Origin of the sequence: Treponema sp. OMZ 840 (assembly GCF_050937815.1) — a bacterium.
Taxonomy (GTDB): domain Bacteria; phylum Spirochaetota; class Spirochaetia; order Treponematales; family Treponemataceae; genus Treponema_C.
Map to the genome: position 1 here is coordinate 1 of NZ_JACDIJ010000006.1, position 18,913 is coordinate 18,913.

The window sequence follows — 18,913 nt, forward strand, 5'->3', positions numbered from 1 at the left end:
AAGAGGTAGTATCTGTCTTACCGTTCATAAGTCCTCGTAAAAAGTTAATATAACGCACAGCACAGATGTAGGTAAGCGGATTATCCACGATGTCCGCTTTGCAACCCGTATTCCCCATAGCTTTTACAACCTGCACACGGATGTGCAGAAAAGCCGTTAGTAATGAGTTTTGGGCAAAGCCCAAAACTTGAAGCATAAAATCACACACGGATGTGTGATTTTATGCCCATGGATGCCGGTAAAAGCTGCAAATACCCGATGTTTTAGGCGGTAAAATGCCGCACATAAAACATCTTGTTTCAAGTCCCGGCACGGAGGTCGGAAAAGCCGTTAATAATCAGTTTTGAGCTATGCTCAAAACTGGAGTTCAAAACCGCACAGGACGTGCGGTTTTGAAACAAACTCGAAGCATAAAACCGAGCAGGAAGCACGGTTTTATGCCATGTTCCCGTCCGGTTCACCTTTTCCCATACACTTTCCGACCCGTACACGGATGTGCAGCTTTATGTCCGCCATGGACGGCGGAAAGGCCGATTATCCGCGATGTTTTGCAAAGCAAAACTCGTCGCATAAAACCGAGCAGGAAGCACGGTTTTATGCCATGTTCCCTTTTTAAACATTATATCCCATTTCTTCTAAAAAAACAAAGTTTTGGGGAAAGTTTTTTTAATTTCTTTTAAGGAAGGGAAGAAGCGCTAGGGGGCGAAGTGCCGCCGAAGGCGTACCGCCGTGCGCTTGGAGCTTGGGCTTTCGGCGGTATGGAGCGGATGCGGAAGCACGCAGCACCCGGCGGGGCGCTCGCCCCGCAGCGCCCTTAAAAATCGGCATAATAAAATGACATATGCACAATCCGGTATACAGCCGGGTGTCGGTAATGCGAGTTTGCGGGCGGTATCAGCGGAAAATATAGCCCGAATAGCGGTAGAATCTAAAGTTTTGCGTATCTTCGTCATATTGGCAGTTTGCTTCAAGAATGTAGAGGCGGGCGTCCCCTGCGGGAATGATAAAGGGTTCATCGTTATTCGGCATATTGAGCATAAAATCGGTAAGGTTGTATTTTTTTTCGTCCAAAACGTGGATGAGCTTTTCGCATTCAACGCCCGAATATTCGTAAAGCCGCTCTAAAGACGAATAGGAGGATATGTCGATTTTTGTGTTTCGGGCGATGTATTCAAAGGTTTTATAGCCGGAATCGGAAGGAGATGGGGTTTGAAACCCGAATTTTTCCTTAAAGTTTTTTTTGTGCGGCGCATATTCTTTTTGCATTTCGGAAGGAAGGGCGTTATAGGCGCTTTTTATGGCTTCTTTTTTTTCGTCGGGAATTTTGTCTATGACGGCTGCCGCGGGTACGGCAAAAACGCCGTCCGTATAATAGCCATAGCTGTGAAGGAGTTTTTCGAGCCTTCGGTGCTGTTCAAGGTCGGGAATGCGTTTTATGTGAAGGGGCGTGAGGGTTGAAACAAGGCAGAGGGCTGCAATCAGGATAAAAAATGTCGGCGCATATTTTCCGTCTTTTATAAAGGTGAGGACGATAAAATACAAAACCGAAGCTATGTACAGCATTCCGGCTAAGCGCGCGCTTGTTAATCCGTACGCGTGGAAGCGTATGGCGACTGCGATAATTTGCGCGATTATGCAGGGTATGAGGACAAAGTTTGCGATTTTATAAAAAAGCGAAACCGCGCGGTTTTCGCGGCTTTGGAGCAAAAAATAAAAGGCGATGTAAAAAAAGCTTGCAAAGGATACAAAGGGGTTTATTTGGCCTGAAGGCATTTTTTGTTGTATGAGGATTTTCAGTAAATATGCATATAAAATGAGCATAAGAAGGGCATAGAGGGGAAAAAGCGCATACAAAACGATTGCCCGAAACGAGCGCGGAACGGTGATGTTTTTTTCGTCGAGCTGCAATAGGGATAAAAAAACGGTAACCGCAACGACGGATTGCGAAAAGGTAAAAGAGATTATAAAATATTCGTCAAGGTTTATGGAAAAAATCAAAGTGTTGAAAGCAAAGCCGCAAAGGATAAGGCCTGCAAAAACGGCGAAGGCGGTAACTTCGGCAAAAAAGAAGGATGCAAAAATATGGGGAAAAATTACCTTTTTGTTCGATTCGCTTATGCACAAAAAAATGCAGAGGGCAAAGAGGGCGAATGAAAGCCCCCAAAAGGCGTAAAAGGTGTTTGGCGCGGGCGTATCGTTGAAGTTTTTCGTGAGGAAAAAAAAGGGAATCCACAAAAGAGCGGCGGCCGAAGCTGAAAAATCCGATATTTTTTTAGGCAGAGAAAAACGCAGGGCGGCAAGGTTTACCGCGCTTGTTGCAAAAAAACACAGGACGGAGGCTAACAGCGCTTGGAGGGGTATTGTTGAAGAACGGTATACAAGGGTGCCGTCGTCTGCAATATAGTTTTGTCTGAGAACAAAAACCGCTGTGTTTATAAAAATCAAAAAACCGAAAGAAACGGGATGAGGAAATCGTTTTACGCCGGACAGGATGTTTTTGAATCGGCGGGTAAGGGAGGCGGCAAAATCGGCTCTCGGCCTTTGGGGTGTACTCATGATTTTATTGTATGCGCTTTTATAAGCTTTGTCAAAGGATGTTCGGCACGTGTGTTCGGTTTATGCGGCCGGCGGATATGTTTGACCGGCGACGTTCGACGGCTGTTTGCCGCGTGCTGCCGCTTGTCCGGTGCTGCCGATTTTTCCTGCTGTGTGCACTTTTACTCGGTACTTTTATTATTCGGTGCTGCCTTTGCCGCCGATGAACGTTTTTTAACATTTTTTTATTTAATTAGCGGCTGTAATATTGACTGCCGTCGATTTTTTACATATTATGTCGGAATATTACAGTCGGAACAACTAAGGAGTTTATATGCTGGTAAATATGAGCACAATACTTCGCACGGCTCAAAAAAAGCATTTTGCCGTGCCTGCTTTTAATGTAAGCAGCAGTATGCTTTTAAGAGGAGTTATGGACGCATGTGAAGAAAAACAAGCGCCCGTAATCATTGCAATTCATCCCGATGAGCTTTCTTTTGTGGGCGGCAGTTTTATTGCCTGCGTTCGCGAAGAGGCGCATAAAGCTTCGATTCCCGTGTGCATTCACCTTGACCACGGCGCTTCGTTCGAGCAGATTATGTACGCGATCGGCTGCGGCTTTACGTCGGTAATGATAGATTCGTCCACTACGTCTTTTGAAGACAATATTGCCGTAACGAAAAAGGTTGTGGAAGCCGCCCGTGCGGTAAACGTATCCGTTGAAGCCGAATTGGGAACAATCGGTGCGACCGGCAACGGCGGCGAGGCGGGAACCGAAAATATTATCTATACGAATCCTGCTGACGTTGTTGCTTTTGTAAAGGCAACAAAGGTTGATACCCTTGCAATTGCAATCGGTACCGCCCACGGTTTATATCCCAAAAGCAAAAAACCGAAACTCCGCCTCGATTTGTTAAAAGAAATTACCGCAAAAACGTCGATTCCCCTGGTTTTGCACGGCGGTTCGGACAATCCCGACGAAGAAATCGCCGAAGCGGTGCGTTTAGGTGTTGCCAAAATCAATATATCGAGCGATATAAAGTCGGCTTTTTACAAAAAATGCAGAGAAGTACTCGAAGATAAAACCCTTAGAGAACCGAATGCAATTTACCCGCCCTGTATCGAAGCGATGAAAAAAGTGATTTATCATAAAATCGAACTTTTTAACGCCGGCGATAAGGCGAAATATTATAAATAAAAAATATTATACATAAAAATGCGGGGAATAGGCGGTGGCTATCCGTATGGCCTCTATCATACTGATCTCGCTTGCCTTTCCCGTTCCCGCTATATCGAATGCGGTTCCGTGGTCTACGGATGTGCGTAAAATCGGCATACCGCCGGTTACGGATACGGTGCGCTCAAAATCCAGTGTCTTTGCCGCAATGTGCCCCTGGTCATGGTACAGAGAAAGCACGCTGTTGAATTTTCCCTGCAATGCCAAATGGAATACCGAGTCTGCTCCTATAGGCCCGCATACTTTATAGCCTTCGGCGGTCAATTCATTTACGGCAGGTTCAACCTCGGTTACTTCTTCATTTCCGAAAAGACCGTGTTCCCCGCTGTGCGGATTTAAGCCTGCAACCGCCATGGTTCCCTCGGTTACGCCGAGACTGTTCAGCATCGCATAGCAGCGTTTAACGTAATCTTTTATGCGTTCTTTTTTTACCATATCGCAGGCGCATCGAAGCGATACGTGGCGCGTCAAAAAGAAAATCCGTAAACCGCGTACTTCAAACATCGTAAGCGGGTCTTTCGTCCCCGTAAGGTCTCCGAAAATTTCGGTATGTCCGATAAAGTTCACTCCGCCTGCCTTTAATGCTTCTTTGTTAATCGGCGTTGTTGCAACGGCAGCAACCTTTTTTTGCATGGCAAGCTCAATGCTTTTTTCTATATATTCAAAGGCGGCTTTTCCGCACATGCCGCTTACCTTGCCGAAAGCGAATTTACTCATATCGATATTATCGATAGGAAACAAATTCAGTATACCCTGTTCATAGCGGCCGTCTTGGGGATTTTGTACTGTGTGAATGTGTAAGGGTAGTCCCGTAATGCGTATTGCCTGTTCCATAACGGCCGTGTCTCCGATTGCAAGGCAGCGCGCCGCACTTTGTGTTTGGGAATCGGCAAATGCTTTTGCAGCGATTTCAGGTCCTATTCCTGCGGGATCTCCTATCGGAACGGCTATAATCGGTTTTGTCATATATTTCTCCTTGATTTCCCGTTCGTTCAAATACATTCAATATTATTTTTTTGTACGATTATGTTCAGTTTAAGTTTTTTCCTTTTGAGCGTCAAGTTTTTTAATGAGCGGATATTATACAGTGTAGTGAAAAAAGCAAAAAAAAAGGACTGCCCTTAAAGCTTTTGCTTTCCGGACAATCCCGTTTGAAAAAAAGAAGCGCTTAGCGCGAGTAGTATTCAACCACGCTCTGGATGTGTCCGACGGGCTGAATATCGCCTGCTAAGGGCAGGGCATTTACCGTCGCCGAAAGGGCTTCGGTATCGACGGTGAGCCAGGAGCCTTTTGCACCCTGATTAACCGTCAAATTATGCCGGATAAGGTTTTGAATACCTTTTTTTTCTTTTGTCGTGATAACGTCGTTTACACTTACGCACATTGAGGGAATGTTCACGGGTTTACCGTTTATAAAAAAGTACGCATGTGAAACCATTTGTCTTGCTTGTGCACGGCTGACGGCGAAACCCATTCTGTAAATCGTGTTATCCAAGCGCTGTTCCATTAAAGAAATCATGTTGTCGCTTGTAACGCCGTGCAGTCTGTTTGCCTTTTTAAACAAATTTCTAAACTGACGTTCCGAAATACCGTAAGCAAAGCGGAATTTCTGCTTTTCTTTTAATTGCTCTCCATAAACAGACGTTTTGCCCCGTTTTTTAAGGCCGCGTTCTTTTCCGGGACCGTTCGGCTTGCGGCTTAACAATTTATCGTACTTGGGGTTTCCGTAAATGTTTAAACCGAGCCTTCTGACTGTTTTTCCTTTAGGCTGTCTAATCGCCATGTTTCACCTCATAAAAAGATAGACTTTGATTATACGGTAATGCGTTTTTTTTGTCAAGCAAGCGATTGACGGTGAGTGATTGTGAACAAGTGCCGATTGTATTTTATGTTTTACCCTAATAATCGAATTGCAGTTTTAAAACAATTTCTCCACTTATTTTTTGTAAAGCGGTATTTTTCAGTATGCATTCGATATGGGTATCAGCACTTGTATGGAGTCTACAATTTTTCGGTGTAAAAACGAGGGTGGGGCTTACCTTTAGTTTAAAAGTATGTGTAAAAAATGCCGGGCTTTTTTGTTTTGCGGGCGTATAGGTACAAGACGCATACACAGTACTTTTGCAGCGAACCGTATCGGAAAACATAAGGGCTATTGCAGCGCTATGGGTCGTTTCGATTTTTGTAAGTACGGCCCTTGATTTTAAGTCCAATACACAAGCTGCGCTGCCCTTCCATCGGCAGTTTACATTTGTAAAAAGGGGATAGGTGCAGTCTATACGGAATTCCGGTGTTAAAAAACCGTATTTTTGCGGACTGTAAATATCGACAGGCGAATACGATATGTGCAATGTACATACCGACATGTCCGTTTTTAGCGCCGCTTCCGTTTTTATCGACATTTTCCATGCGTTTTTTTTAAAAGGAAATGTTCCGCTTTCTTCATACCGCAGCCCGATTGAAGTTCCCGCGCGTAAGAATTTTACGGCTGAATCGGAAACAGGGATAGTAACGGCGGGATTAAAAAAAAGTTTTATACGGTCCGTTTCAAACGTTCCGTTTTGTTTTAAAAACCTGTGCGAACAAAAAAAAGCGCCGCCGGTATACGACAAAAGATTAAATTGCAGTGCCGTATGGGTTTTTACAAAATAAGCGGGTTTTCCGTAGGGACTTTCCGCAATGCCGCTTGTAAGAGAAAACCGATTTTGCAAGAATTTTACCGCCAATTCCTGTATAATGCCGTTTGTATAAAAAGAAGCAAAGGGAGGGTACGGATAAAACCATGTGTTATTGTGCTTTGCTTCAATCCGCGTTCTTTTCCATAAACATGTCCATTGCAATTGAATGTCGGATTTAAAATACCGGTGTGAGGTACGAACTTTAAACGGGAATATACATCCTGCTCCGCTCGATAAAATAAAGGGCGGCTTTTTTGGGTTTATGCCGTCAAATTCCGTAAAAAATAAAAGTTTTCCTCCGGGAAATGCACATTCGAATGCAAGTGCCGCAGGTAAAAGGTTTTTTGTATGCGTTTTTGCCGTAAACACGGGCTTCGTTTCGGTGTATTTTGCTAAGGGCTGAGGAAACGCCGGTGCCGGTGTTATAAAATCGCCCCATAAACCGCCCGCCGATACATTGCCCGCCCGGATTGTCAGCGTATCGAAAAAACTGCATGTGCATGCAAAAACGCTGTTTTTAGGCGAACATGCGGGTATCCGCATTTTTACCGAAAAGCGGATGTCCCGTACCGCCGGTTTTTGCACCGGTTTTCCGCATATGTGCATGCACAGGGTACAAAAAATAAAAAAAGAGAGTATGTGTTTCATACTCTCTCTTATAGGCTTAATTTATGAATTTTTAAGACTTTTTTAGGGTTTTTCTTAAAATATTTTCAACCCTTTCCAAAATGTTACCGTAAGGGTTTTGAAGAATTGGTAACATAGCTTTGGGTGGTGCTGAAATGATCGATCAATTTTATTCTGCTGTTCCAATATTCGGCTTCGCTTTCGGTGGTATAGGGACCCACTCTCAAGCGGTAATAGGTTTTTCCGCTTTTATCCTGATGAGTAAATACTTCTGCCGGAATTTTTTCGTCGGCTAAAATGCTGCGGGCATGTTCGGCATTATCTTTATGTGTAAAAGATGCGGCTTGTACCCAATAACGATCCGCCGGTGCTGCCGGTTTTACCGGTTTTGTCTGTACCGGTGTTTTTGCAGCGGTCTTTTTTGTTTGGGCGGCAGGCTTTTTGGGAGGAGCGGCTTGAACCGCAGGTTTTTTAGGAGCGGGCGTTTCAATCGGAACCACCGTTTTTACGTCCTGTGCGGCTTCCGTTCCCGGCGGTGTTTCGATAGGGCGTTGTTCGGGAAATTTTGAAGCACCGGTAATATCGATTGTCGTAACCGTATCCTTTGTATATACGGTGGTATTATTACTGATAACCGTAAGGTCGCTGCTTTGCAAGGGTACGGAAGCTGCGCCTGTCGATGTTCCCGTATCGGCAATTAGGGGTTGCGGCGGCACGGGGGATATCGGGTTTTCTGCCGGCTGTGCCTGTGTTTCTTTTTTAGGAGCTTCCGTAAAAACCGACCCTGCGGCTTGGGGGGTAAGAATCCATGTGTTTTCGTTTTGTGCTTGGATGGGACCCGATGCCGAATTCAAAGGTTTTTGCGGCTGATACAAAAAAACGGCGGTGCCTATAACAATCAATAAAAAGATACCTACCGCAGCGCTTACCCATAATATTCGTTTTTCTTCCATAAAAATACTATCCTTTATATATAGAGGATTGCAAAACGGCTTCTATTTTTTCTTGTAACCGTTTTTTTGTTCCGCAGTTTCCTACTCTATATATATCGGCATTTTGTTTTTTACATTTAGTAAAGATTTGCCTTTGTGCATAAAAACGTTCGATAATATATTTAAAATGCAGGTTGTCGCGTTTTTTTACCCGCATAAAACGTATAAAAAAAGGGGCGCTGATATACAGTATACAATCGCAGTCGCGTACAATAGGAATCTTATACAAAAGGGCAGCATTGACTATAAAGCTTGTATCGGGTTTTTCCGCAACGGCTTTTCTGATTTCAGCTTCTACAAGCGGGTGTACAAAATGTTCAAGTTTTATAAGTTTTTGCCTGTCGTGAAAAACGATTTGTCCCAAATGCTTTCTGTGAATGCTGCCGTCCGTATGGGTAAGACCGATGCCCGCCTCTTGTGCGTCGTTTTCAAAAAGAGCAATAATTTGTTTTTTGTGAGAATCCAAGATTTCGTGAGCGATACGGTCGGCATCTAAAATCTTAAATCCTTTTGATTCTAAAATATCCGCAGCGACATTTTTACCGGCGGCGATGGGACCGGTGAGTCCGATAATATATCTTTTTTTTTGTTCGCAGTTACCGCTTGTATCGTTTATCAATGAAAACCGCCCCAATTCGAACCGTATTCAACGCTGACTTTCAGCGGAACCGAAAGCAAAACGGCCGCTTCCATTTCTTTTTTTAACAACGCTGCCGTTTGTTCCGCCTGCGATTCGGCGCATTCGACGATAAGTTCGTCGTGTACTTGCAGCAAAAGTTTTGCACTCGGAATTTCGTTTTTCAGCGCCCTGTCGACTGCAATCATTGCCGTTTTTACAATATCGGCAGCCGAGCCTTGAATGGGTGTATTGACGGCAATCCGTTCGGCGCCCGCTTTTTCGGTTTTATTTTTACTGGTAATGCCTGCAATTAAGCGCCGGCGTCCCATAATGGTTTCCACATAGCCGGTTTGCTCGGCTTTTTCTATCGTTGTGTGTATAAATTCGCGGATACCCGAATATGTAGCGAAGTAAGAATCTATAAATTCCTGTGCCTTTGAACGCGGAATACCCAATTGATTTGCCAACCTAAAGGCGCTCATACCGTACATTACACCGAAGTTAATGGTTTTAGCGGTGCGCCGTTGTTCCGCGCTTACCTGTTCCGGTTCGACGCCGAATATAAGAGATGCGGTTTCGCGGTGAACGTCTTTTCCCTGTTTAAATGCCGCACACAGATTCGAGTCTTGCGATAAATGCGCCAATACAACCAATTCTATTTGTGCGTAGTCGGCCGATACAAGACAGCGCCCTTGCGGGGCGGAAAAAGCTTCGCGGATACGCCTGCCCGACTCTTCCCGTATGGGAATGTTTTGCAAATTCGGATCCCGGCTTGAAAGTCTGCCGGTTGCGGTACCGGTTTGAATAAAGGAAGTATGTATTCTGCCGTTTTCATCGGCAAGCAGGGGAAGGGCGTCTACATAGGTCGATTTTAATTTGGTCATCATTCTGTATTCGAGGATTTTTTGGGGGACCGGATCCCATGCGGCGAGTTCTTCCAAAACGGCGGTATCGGTTGAAAAACCCGTTTTTGTTTTTTTTGTCGGCTTGAGTTTTCGTTCGACAAAGAGAACTTCCTGCAATTGTTTTGTGCTGGCAATATTGAATTCATGGCCGACCAGGGTATAAATATCCCGTTCGACTTTTTCAATTTGATTTTTTAGTTCTATCGAAAAATCGGCGAGTTTTTCTTTTTCGATTCTGATACCCTCGATTTCCATCGCGGTTAAAATCGGTAAAACGGGGGTTTCAAGCGAGTAAAATAAAGTGCTTAAACCCGATTCGTCGAGTCTGGGTTTAAAAAATGCCCATAGCTGCAAGGTAAGGTCCGCATCTTCGGCGGCATAAGAACAAGCTATGTCGAGAGGGACATCCGCAAAGGTTGCCCCCTTTGATACGATATCGGAAAACTCTATGCCTTTGAGTCCCAGTTTGCGCTCGGCGAGGGCTTCAAGCTTAAAAGATTCTCTGTCGGGCTGTAAAAGCCATGCGGCAAGCATAGTGTCGTATATTTTGCATAAGGGGATTTTTCCCTTACCCATGCCGTTCGAAAGTAAAACTTCCGCATCATATTTTCCGTTATGCATAATAAGCACTATATCCGGATTATAAAAAAGACGCTCAAGTTCGGATAAAGCGCTTTGTTTTGCTATCATTTCACCGGCCAAAAGCATATCCGAAGTTTCAAGCGGGATATAATAAGCTTTACCGGCTTCAAGTGCAAGGGAAAATCCGACTAAACGCGCTTTGTGGGCATTTAGACTGTCGGTTTCGCAGTCAAAGGCAGCCGTTTTTATGCTGAGAATAGTGTCTATAATTGTCGCCAATTCTTCATCCGTACGCACAAGACGGTAATCGCCCGAATTTTTTACAACCGTTTGCGCTTCCGGTTCATCGAAAACAACCGTACTTTCGGCATTCGGCAGGCTGTTATGTGCCGCAGTATTTTGCGCCGCACCGTCGTGCGGCATATTAAGAGCGGAGGGTGTATCGGGAATGTCCGCAGTCTTTGCTGCAGCGGTTGCATATTGCTTTGCAACGGAAAAGGCTCCGTGTTCGTTGAGCATGCGCGCGGCTTCGGCATAGTCTATGTGCTTTAGTTGTAAGCTTTCAAATGATATGTCAAGGGGAACGTCCGTGCGCAGCCGAATTAAACTTTTTGAAAAAAATGCGCTTTCTTTACCCTTTCGTATTTTATCTCCTACGGAACCGGTCAGTTTTTCGGCTTGTGCATAAATACCGTCCAAACTTCCGTATTCGGTTAAGAGTTTTTGTGCCGTTTTTTGTCCGATGCCCGGAACGCCGGGTATATTGTCCGCCGAGTCGCCGGTTAAAGACAGTATATCAAGCATGGCCGCCGGAGGTACGCCCCATTCATCCAGTACTTGTTTTTCACCGATAAGTTCCCAGCCCCCCGTTTTGTCGCTTTTCATCATAAGGGTGGTGTCATCGATGAGCTGCATTAAATCCTTATCGCCGGATAAAATACGGCAACTGCGTTTTTCCGCTTTGCATCGGGCGGCAAGCGTTGCGATAATATCGTCCGCTTCAAAACCGTCGCAGCGTAAAACGGGAACGCCGAGTACGTGTAAAATTTCTTCGATGAGCGGAATTTGTGCGTGCAAATCTTCCGGCGTTTTGGCGCGGGTTGCTTTATATTCGTCATATATTGCATGTCTGAAAGTCGGAGTTCTCGAATCGAAGGCCGCTGCGACAAAGGCGGGGTTACAATTTTGTAACATATTAAAAAAATTACGGAAAAAGCCGAATACGGCGGATATGTTTTGTTTTTTGTCGTTTATAAGCGGCCGGTTTATAAAGGCAAAGTACGATCGGTAAATAAGGGCATAAGAATCTAAAATATACAAGGTGTTGTCTGACATCATATTCTCCGACTACAGACTAGCACGGATCGGGATGAAAGACAATAAGCTTTTATCCGTGTATATTGATTAAAGATGCCGTTTGTCCCGTAGACGCATAAATGGATTGCTTTTTTTTATACGGATTTTGCAAACCTTGTATTTTTGAACGTACCGAGTTTATATGCATACGCAGTGCCGTGCGGTTTTTTTCGTTTTGCAAAAGAATTTGTGATTGTAATTTTGATAAATCCGCTTGCAAAACGGGAATGTCTCCTTCATTTTCGCTGCGGATATCTTTATACAAAGCTTCCATAGGTTTAATAACTTTTTGCAAATCGGAAATATTGCCGATTATTTTTTGTTCGAGTTCGGTATGTGCAAGGAGTTTTTCCATATCTTCTCCGGCAATGCTCGATTCCTGTTTTTCAAGGACGGTTAAGTATTCGCGAAATTTTGCACGCTGCTCTATAAGCAATTCTTTTAACCTGCGCAGTATTGCAACTCGTTCGTTTAATTCTTTTTCATCTATATGTGTGTTCATAATATTTATCCGTTTATATCCAATGCGGGGTGTGCGCTCGGATCTGCCGAAGGCGTTTCCGTTACCGCTATCGACCACGAACCGAACAGTTCGTTCATCATAGTACGGACGGAATGCAGCTTTTCGCGGCTGTGATTTATACATATATCCATCAATTCGCGGTTAAAAAAACTGTATAAGGCCATGAGGTTGCGTGCAATTTCGCCGCCCTTTTCCATATCGAGAGAAACCATCAATTCCGTAATGATTTCCTGTGCTTTTACCAAATTGTTATGAAATTTTTCAATTGAAGCGGCTTCAATCTTTTCTTCATTTGTGAATAAGGATATGGCGGTATCAAGCCGGCGCAAAGCTTCTTCATAGAGCATCAGGAGCAGCTTGCCTTGACTTGCTGTCTTTACCCCCGTTTCTTTGTATGCGCTATATGCTTGTGTATATGCCATTACATCCCCTCCGCGATTTGACGGTACATTACTCTGGTATATTATCGGCATTTTAGTTTTTCATCTTTACACTATTATATCAAATTCCGTAAGAATTCACTCGACTAAAGTGCCGGAATTGCGTATATTTAAGGAAACGTTGGTTACACAATGAGGGTGTAATCCGTATTTTTTTTTGCAAATGAGGTTGCCATGAACGATAATAATGATCAAGACGATAAAAAAAACGGCAAAGATCCCTTTGATTTTTTTAAACTGTCTACCGATCCCGATCGGAATGATAAAGATCATAACGATAAGCGCCCCCGTATTCCTATTTGGCTTATTTTGTTGGCTTTTTTTATCGGCGTAAGCCTTTTTAATTGGTTTTTTGTTTTAAGAAACGATTCGGCTATAGATTTTTCCGAATTTAAACGTTTGATACAAAACGGACAAATAGTTCGTGTCGAAATCGGGGAAACCTATTTTTTGGGCTTTACTAAAGATTCGGCGGCGGCTTCGGGGGCGGAACGCAACAATCTTCCGTCTTTTTTATTCGCTCCCGGCAGTACTTCGGGAACCGTGTATAAAACGGTCGGTATTCTTACCGAAGATTTTTTAACCTTGCTTGATGAAAAAGGTATTGCTTATAAGGCGGTAAAAAATCAGCGCAGCATTATTTTGCAGCTGTTGTTTAATTTGATTATTCCCGTCGGTATTTTATTTTTAATGTACCGTTTTATTTTTAAGCGTATGGGCGGCTTGGGCGGAAGTATTTTTTCTGCAGGCCAAAGCCGTGCCGCCGCAGTTGAAGAGGGGAAGGTTACAACCCGTTTCAGCGACGTTGCCGGCGTGGATGAAGCAAAAGAAGAATTGGTTGAAGTGGTAGACTTTTTGAAATCTCCGCAAAAATATACCGAAATAGGCGGAAAAATTCCCAGAGGCGTCCTTTTGGTAGGTCCGCCGGGTACGGGTAAAACCTTATTGGCGCGCGCCGTAGCGGGCGAAGCCGGTGTTCCCTTTTTCCGCATTTCGGGTTCGGACTTTGTTGAAATGTTTGTCGGCGTCGGTGCTAGCCGCGTGCGCGACCTTTTTAAGCAGGCGCGCGAAAAAGCACCCTGTATTGTTTTTATCGACGAATTGGACGCTATCGGTAAAAGCCGTATTAATTCCATCAGCGGAGGCAACGACGAACGCGAACAAACGCTCAATCAGCTTTTGGTTGAAATGGACGGTTTCGATAACACAACCGGGTTGATTCTTTTGGGTGCGACAAACCGCCCCGATGTCCTTGACCCCGCTCTTTTGCGCCCCGGCCGTTTTGACCGGCAGGTTGTGGTTGACCGCCCCGACGTGCAGGGACGCGAAGCGATATTAAAAATCCACGCTAAAAACGTAAAGTTGGACGATTCGGCCGACCTTTCGGCAATAGCAAAGATTACAAGCGGCTGTTCGGGCGCCGACCTTGCCAATATAATAAACGAAGCGGCTTTATTGGCCGTTCGCTGCGGGCGGAAAAAAGTTAGCATGACCGATTTAAGCGAAGCTGTAGAAAAGGCGACAATCGGTCTTCAAAAAAAGTCAAAGGTTATAAGAGAAGAAGAGCGCAGAGTCATTGCCTATCATGAAACCGGACATGCCATTGCCGCCAATTATACCGAAGGCGCCGATAAAGTTCATAAGGTAACCATTATTCCGCGCGGAACTTCAACTTTAGGCTATACGTTTCATATACCCGAAGACGATAAACACATTATAACCGAAAAGCAGCTTTTAGCCGAAATCGATGTTTTATTGGGCGGAAGAGCCGCCGAACAAGTTGCCTTCGGAGTGGTTTCGACCGGTGCTTCTAACGACTTAATGAGGGCGGCCGATATTGCACGCAGTATGATAGCCGACTACGGAATGAGTTCCAAGTTTAAAAACGTCGCTTTAAGTAAACGCGGAGCCGGTTATTTGGGACATTCGGATCCGCAATTGGTACGCGAATATGCCGAATCGACTCAGCAATATATCGATGAAGAAATTGCACGAATTATCGATACGCGGTATGAAGTTATTGTTGCGATGCTTACGGAAAAAAAGACCTTATTGGAATATATTGCAAACAGACTCTTGGAAAAAGAAACGATAGAACAGCAGGAGTTTGACGATATTATAAAGGCCGAAAACGAACTTGTAGCAAAAACCGCTGCCGCAAAAAAATCGTCCGGCACAAAAAAGGATTCAAAAACCGTAAAAACGGCAAAACCGCGTTCAAAAACAACTGGGGCATAATATATGGATTTTATTCCCGAATCCCTTGTTGCGCGCGTAAAAAATTTTGTACGGCGTTATGCAATCGCTTGTATCCTGTGCTTGTGTATTGTTGTTTTTGCTTTAGCGGATTCAAGTTTAATTTCCGTGCGTAATATACGTAATATTTTGTCCAACGCCGCGCCTCTTTTACTTTCTTCTGCCGCAATGGCACTGTGCTTATTTGAAGGGTATATAGATCTTTGCGCAGGCTCTTGCGCCGTTTTTGCGGCGGTTATTGCAGGTTCGTTTATGCAATCGGCGGATACCGCCGGCAGGTTTTTTTCCGCTCTTCCGCCGATGCCTTTGTTTATTGCACTGCCTGCCGTTCTTGTCCTTTTTTTTGTAATCGGTATGTGCAACGGGTTTTTTATAAAACGCCTTTTTTTGCCTCCTTGGGCTGCAACTTTGGGAACGGGTGCTTTGCTGTCCGCTTTAACCCGTGTATATTTGTATGACACGAATTCATCGTTAAAAGTTTTGGAAGGTTTTACTCGCAGTTACAATCTTTTCGGAACCGGATACATAGGGGCGAGTCCCGTATATTCGATTCCGCTCCCACTTATTTTTTCTTTTGCGGTTTTTACAGCCCTGCTTGTTGTGTTAAAAATATTTTTGCCCGATTTAGACCTTCCGCCGCTGCATAAGGACAGGCCGCTTTTATGGCCTGCCCAGCCTAAAAGTTTAACATTAAAGCAAACGATGCTTTTATACGGTATTGTATCTTCACTTTTTGCCTTAAGCGGGTTGATGGTTTCGGCGCGCAGCGGCAGTGCGTCCGCTTTTTCGGGAACGGAATTTATTATGCCCGCTCTTACCGTTTGTGTTATTGCTTCTTTATCGTTTTTCGGCGGCACGGGTAATTGGACAGCCCTTGTCGTTTCCGTTTTTATTTTCAGCGGTTTTACTTATGCGGCGGATTTTATCGGCGTAAACCGCTTTTTGTCTTCCGCCTTTTGTGCTCTTATTCTTTTGATTTCGACGGCGGCCGATGTACGCACAAGGAGAAAAAATGCACTTTAAACTTCCCGAAACCCTTTTACTGGGAGCGGCGACGGCCGCAACTCAAATCGAAGGCGGCGACACAAATAACAGTTGGTACGATTGGGCGCTTTTACCCGGCCGGATTGCCGACGGTACAAGTCCTCTTCGCGCCGACGACCACTACAACCGCGTAGATGAAGATATTGAACTGATGAAACGCTTAAGCCTTCAAACCTACCGTTTCGGTTTGGAATGGAGCCGTATCGAGCCGGAGCAGGGCAGGTTTGACGAAAAAGCGATAGAGCATTACCGCAGTGAATTACAAAAACTGAAGGCCGCCGGCATAAAGCCCTTGGTAACCCTGCACCACTTTACAAATCCGCGCTGGTTTGAAAAAATCGGCGCTTTTGAACACCCCGATTCGCCGCGCATTTTTTTGAACTTTGTCCGCTATACGGTTGAAAAGCTTGCAGATTCGGCCGATGAATGGATAACGATAAACGAACCGAATGTATATGCGGTAAACGGGTATTTTTTCGGAACCTGGCCGCCGGGCAAAAAAAACGATATCAAAGCGTTGTCTGCCGTATACACGAATATGGCGGCCTGTCACATCGCATCTTACCGCGAAATACACCGCATAAGACAAAAAGCCGGTTTTGCCCGCGATACGACGCGGGTCGGCTTTGCCAACCACTTGCGGATTTTTACGCCGCGCTGCCGTTTTAATCCCCTGCACCGCATATCGGCCGCCTTTATGGAGCACTCTTTTCAAAACGCTTTAACCGCTGCCGCAATGACCGGGAAGACCTCATGGCCGGTAAAAAAACTTCCCGCCTCGGTTGACGGCGTTGCGCTCGGAGGCGGCCGCTTTTACGATTTTATCGGTATCAATTACTACAGCCGCGACGCGGTAAGTACGGGCAAAAACGGCGTATTTAAAAACGTGCCGCACAACGACTTGGGCTGGGAAATATATCCTGAAGGCTTGCGCCTTTTATGTGAGCGCATGTACCGCCTGTATAAGGCCCCGATTTACATTACCGAAAACGGCACCTGCGATGAGGCCGACTCGTTCAGAAGCCGCTTTATTTACGAGCACTTAAAGATCCTGTGCGAATCGGCTTTGCCTGTGGAACGTTATTATCATTGGTCGCTTATGGATAACTTTGAATGGGCTGAAGGAGAACGGATCCGCTTCGGTTTAATCGCCGTAGATTACGAAACACAAAAGCGCACTGTCCGCAAAAGCGGCGATTTTTACGCACACATCATTCAAAACCGCGGCGTAACCGGGGATATGTATAAGACTTACGTGGAAAACTCGCAGTATCGGGTGTAACTAAAGCTTTAGTCGGGTTTCTGGCATATTTTTTCTTCTTATTTCATCCAAATAACTGTATACGGTAACAGCGGATATACCCATCTTTTCGGCAACTTTTTCAACAGCACCCTTTACTAAAAATACGCCTTTAGTGTCCATAAATTCAATAAGATTAAGACGCTCTTTTTTTGTTACCCGCTTTTCTCCGGACATACTGATAATCCGATCAAGTAAATCATTAAAAACATCGCTAACGCCGGAAATATCCTCTATGTCCACGCCCGATTCAAAAAGATCCGATTCAGGTTTTATAAAACTGTAAAGCAGATCCATAGATGCTTCTATTGCTGTGATATCTATATTTATACACAAAGCCCCTATTGCTTTATCTGCATTATTGCGTATTAATACGGTACTTGATTTTATTTTTTTCCCATTTTCCAAGGTAAATGTATAATTACATCTTTGGTCATTTTTTAAAGACGGAGATAATAGAACTTCTGTAATTAAGTGATCAAACGATTGCCCAATTTGCCTTCCTGTAACATGATTGTTCATTACAAAAACAACGGAACTTTTTGGCATAGTGAGGTCGTGTAATACGACTTCACAATTTTTTCCGAAAGTTTGCCCAATCATTTTTGCTATCGGTAAAAACCGTTTAAGTTCATCGTTTTTCATTTTTCCCTTTGTCATTTAAGTGATGATAACAAACGATGGAATTGATGTAAAGAGGTTTTATTGTGATTTTCCTCGACATGCAACATCAATTTCTTCTACAATTCGGTTGTTTTTTACGAGAATTGCTTTATCGTAAAGATTGACGGTCGGACAAATATGGCTTGGGATAACTTCAACTTTGTCACCGATTTTGACTTGCTCATTAAAAGCTCGATTGATTATAACACCGTGTTCATCAAAAAGAGCTGCAATGGTTACGTTTTTGGAATTTTTGATGCGTCCAAAACCGTTTGTTGCACAAATACCAATGTCGCGGTTTTGACTTACCAATGCTTTTGCACCTGCATCAATAACTACTCTTTCTTTATTGGGTTTTGATATAACAGTGGCGAGAACTGTTGCCGCGCAATGCGAAAAATCCTCTATGGCAGAGGCCTGACCTACGTCAAAAAAAATATAGGTTCCTATGCGCAGTTCTGTAATGCCTTCTGTAAAAGCACCATTTAAAATCGAAGGAGTTGCTCCGACGCTTATAGTTTCAACTTCAACGCCCATGTCACGCATCAGCTTTGCCGCATGTAACGTACGAAGATATGCATTTTCTGCAAGTGAAAGACATTCGGTTCTGTTTGCTGCTTTATATGTATGACCTTCGTGTGAAAAAATACCTTTAATTATAACGTGCTTTTTTTTCATCGTATATTTAACTAAATGGATGAGGTCTGTGTCTTCTATAATTCCTGAACGATTTTCACCTACCTCATATTCTATAAGTACTTCTAAAGGTTCTTTTTCCGTAGAAAAAACTTGCTCGATTTGATCGACCTGAGCTGTATTGTCAATACCGATTCGTAATTTTTTCACCAGTGGCCGTAAAGCTTTCAGTCGCTCATATTTAAGAACACCGACAATTTCATTTGCAATAAAAATATCTTGGATACCGTATTTTGCCATAACTTCCGCTTCACCTATTTTTGCACATGCAATACCCGTTGCTCCATATTTCATTTGCAATTTTGCAAAGTAAGGCATTCTGTGTGTTTTAATATGAGGACGCAGCGATACACCTTTAGAATCGGCTAGTGCTTGTGTGCTTTTTATGTTGTCAAGTACAATTCTTTCATCAATAATTAATGACGGAGTGTCTATTATGTCGTATAATTTATTATTCATA

The 18,913-nt window shown here is 44.0% G+C and carries 17 protein-coding genes; 5 read left to right on the forward strand and 12 right to left on the reverse strand.

Annotated elements, in window-relative coordinates:
* The coding region (locus tag H0R92_RS08890) for a hypothetical protein (RefSeq protein ID WP_432963414.1) at positions 1-184 on the reverse strand (184 nt) is incomplete at its 3' end.
* Between the two features lie 159 nt (positions 185-343).
* On the opposite strand from H0R92_RS08890, the gene H0R92_RS08895 reads away from it, so the two are divergent.
* A complete protein-coding gene (locus H0R92_RS08895; protein ID WP_432963417.1) occupies positions 344-616 on the forward strand; it encodes a hypothetical protein in 273 nt (90 codons plus the stop codon).
* Positions 617-894: 278 nt separating this feature from the next.
* Here H0R92_RS08895 and H0R92_RS08900 read toward each other — a convergent pair whose 3' ends face one another.
* Positions 895-2,556 carry a DUF4153 domain-containing protein gene (locus H0R92_RS08900; RefSeq protein WP_432963420.1) on the reverse strand — a complete coding sequence of 554 codons (1,662 nt, stop codon included), beginning with the start codon at positions 2,554-2,556 and terminating at the stop codon, positions 895-897.
* A 325-nt stretch (positions 2,557-2,881) separates the two neighbouring features.
* Between H0R92_RS08900 and H0R92_RS08905 the strand changes: the two genes are divergently transcribed.
* Complete coding sequence (locus H0R92_RS08905) at positions 2,882-3,733, forward strand: ketose-bisphosphate aldolase (protein WP_432963423.1); 852 nt, start codon at positions 2,882-2,884, stop codon at positions 3,731-3,733.
* A 6-nt stretch (positions 3,734-3,739) separates the two neighbouring features.
* Here the strand turns inward: H0R92_RS08905 and pdxA are convergent, their stop codons facing one another.
* The 8 genes from pdxA to fliS form a co-directional block, all read right to left on the reverse strand.
* Positions 3,740-4,738, reverse strand: a complete 999-nt coding sequence (gene pdxA / locus H0R92_RS08910; RefSeq protein ID WP_432963426.1) for a 4-hydroxythreonine-4-phosphate dehydrogenase PdxA — start codon at positions 4,736-4,738, stop codon at positions 3,740-3,742.
* A gap of 202 nt (positions 4,739-4,940) precedes the next feature.
* The gene (gene rpsD, locus H0R92_RS08915; protein WP_428770116.1) at positions 4,941-5,555 is read right to left on the reverse strand and encodes a 30S ribosomal protein S4; all 615 of its coding nucleotides are present in this window, start codon (positions 5,553-5,555) and stop codon (positions 4,941-4,943) included.
* 115 nt (positions 5,556-5,670) lie between these two features.
* A complete protein-coding gene (locus tag H0R92_RS08920; protein ID WP_432963430.1) occupies positions 5,671-7,098 on the reverse strand; it encodes a hypothetical protein in 1,428 nt (475 codons plus the stop codon).
* Between the two features lie 83 nt (positions 7,099-7,181).
* A complete protein-coding gene (locus tag H0R92_RS08925) occupies positions 7,182-8,030 on the reverse strand; it encodes an SPOR domain-containing protein (protein ID WP_432963433.1) in 849 nt (282 codons plus the stop codon).
* A gap of 7 nt (positions 8,031-8,037) precedes the next feature.
* Entirely contained in the window at positions 8,038-8,688 is a 651-nt protein-coding gene (gene coaE / locus H0R92_RS08930) for a dephospho-CoA kinase (protein ID WP_432963436.1), read from the reverse strand.
* A complete protein-coding gene (gene polA / locus H0R92_RS08935; RefSeq protein ID WP_432963750.1) occupies positions 8,685-11,510 on the reverse strand; it encodes a DNA polymerase I in 2,826 nt (941 codons plus the stop codon). Before polA ends, coaE begins: the two co-directional genes overlap by 4 nt.
* 52 nt (positions 11,511-11,562) lie before the next feature.
* Positions 11,563-12,033 carry a flagellar biosynthesis protein FlgN gene (locus tag H0R92_RS08940; RefSeq protein ID WP_432963439.1) on the reverse strand — a complete coding sequence of 157 codons (471 nt, stop codon included), beginning with the start codon at positions 12,031-12,033 and terminating at the stop codon, positions 11,563-11,565.
* 5 nt (positions 12,034-12,038) lie between these two features.
* Complete coding sequence (gene fliS, locus H0R92_RS08945; RefSeq protein WP_432963442.1) at positions 12,039-12,476, reverse strand: flagellar export chaperone FliS; 438 nt, start codon at positions 12,474-12,476, stop codon at positions 12,039-12,041.
* A 192-nt stretch (positions 12,477-12,668) separates the two neighbouring features.
* On the opposite strand from fliS, the gene ftsH reads away from it, so the two are divergent.
* Genes ftsH through H0R92_RS08960 form a run of 3 tightly spaced genes read left to right on the forward strand, consistent with a single transcriptional unit; the run spans position 12,669 to position 17,076 of the window.
* Positions 12,669-14,732 (forward strand): ATP-dependent zinc metalloprotease FtsH, encoded by a 2,064-nt coding sequence (ftsH, locus tag H0R92_RS08950; RefSeq protein ID WP_432963445.1) that lies wholly within the window; start codon positions 12,669-12,671, stop codon positions 14,730-14,732.
* Between the two features lie 3 nt (positions 14,733-14,735).
* A complete protein-coding gene (locus tag H0R92_RS08955; protein WP_432963448.1) occupies positions 14,736-15,773 on the forward strand; it encodes an ABC transporter permease in 1,038 nt (345 codons plus the stop codon).
* Positions 15,763-17,076: a glycoside hydrolase family 1 protein gene (locus H0R92_RS08960; protein WP_432963451.1), complete on the forward strand. Its 1,314-nt coding sequence runs from the start codon at positions 15,763-15,765 to the stop codon at positions 17,074-17,076. Before H0R92_RS08955 ends, H0R92_RS08960 begins: the two co-directional genes overlap by 11 nt.
* Here H0R92_RS08960 and H0R92_RS08965 read toward each other — a convergent pair whose 3' ends face one another.
* Complete coding sequence (locus tag H0R92_RS08965; protein ID WP_432963454.1) at positions 17,077-17,754, reverse strand: helix-turn-helix transcriptional regulator; 678 nt, start codon at positions 17,752-17,754, stop codon at positions 17,077-17,079.
* Positions 17,755-17,796: 42 nt separating this feature from the next.
* A complete protein-coding gene (locus H0R92_RS08970; protein ID WP_432963457.1) occupies positions 17,797-18,912 on the reverse strand; it encodes an alanine racemase in 1,116 nt (371 codons plus the stop codon).
* Between the last annotated feature and the right edge of the window lies 1 nt (position 18,913).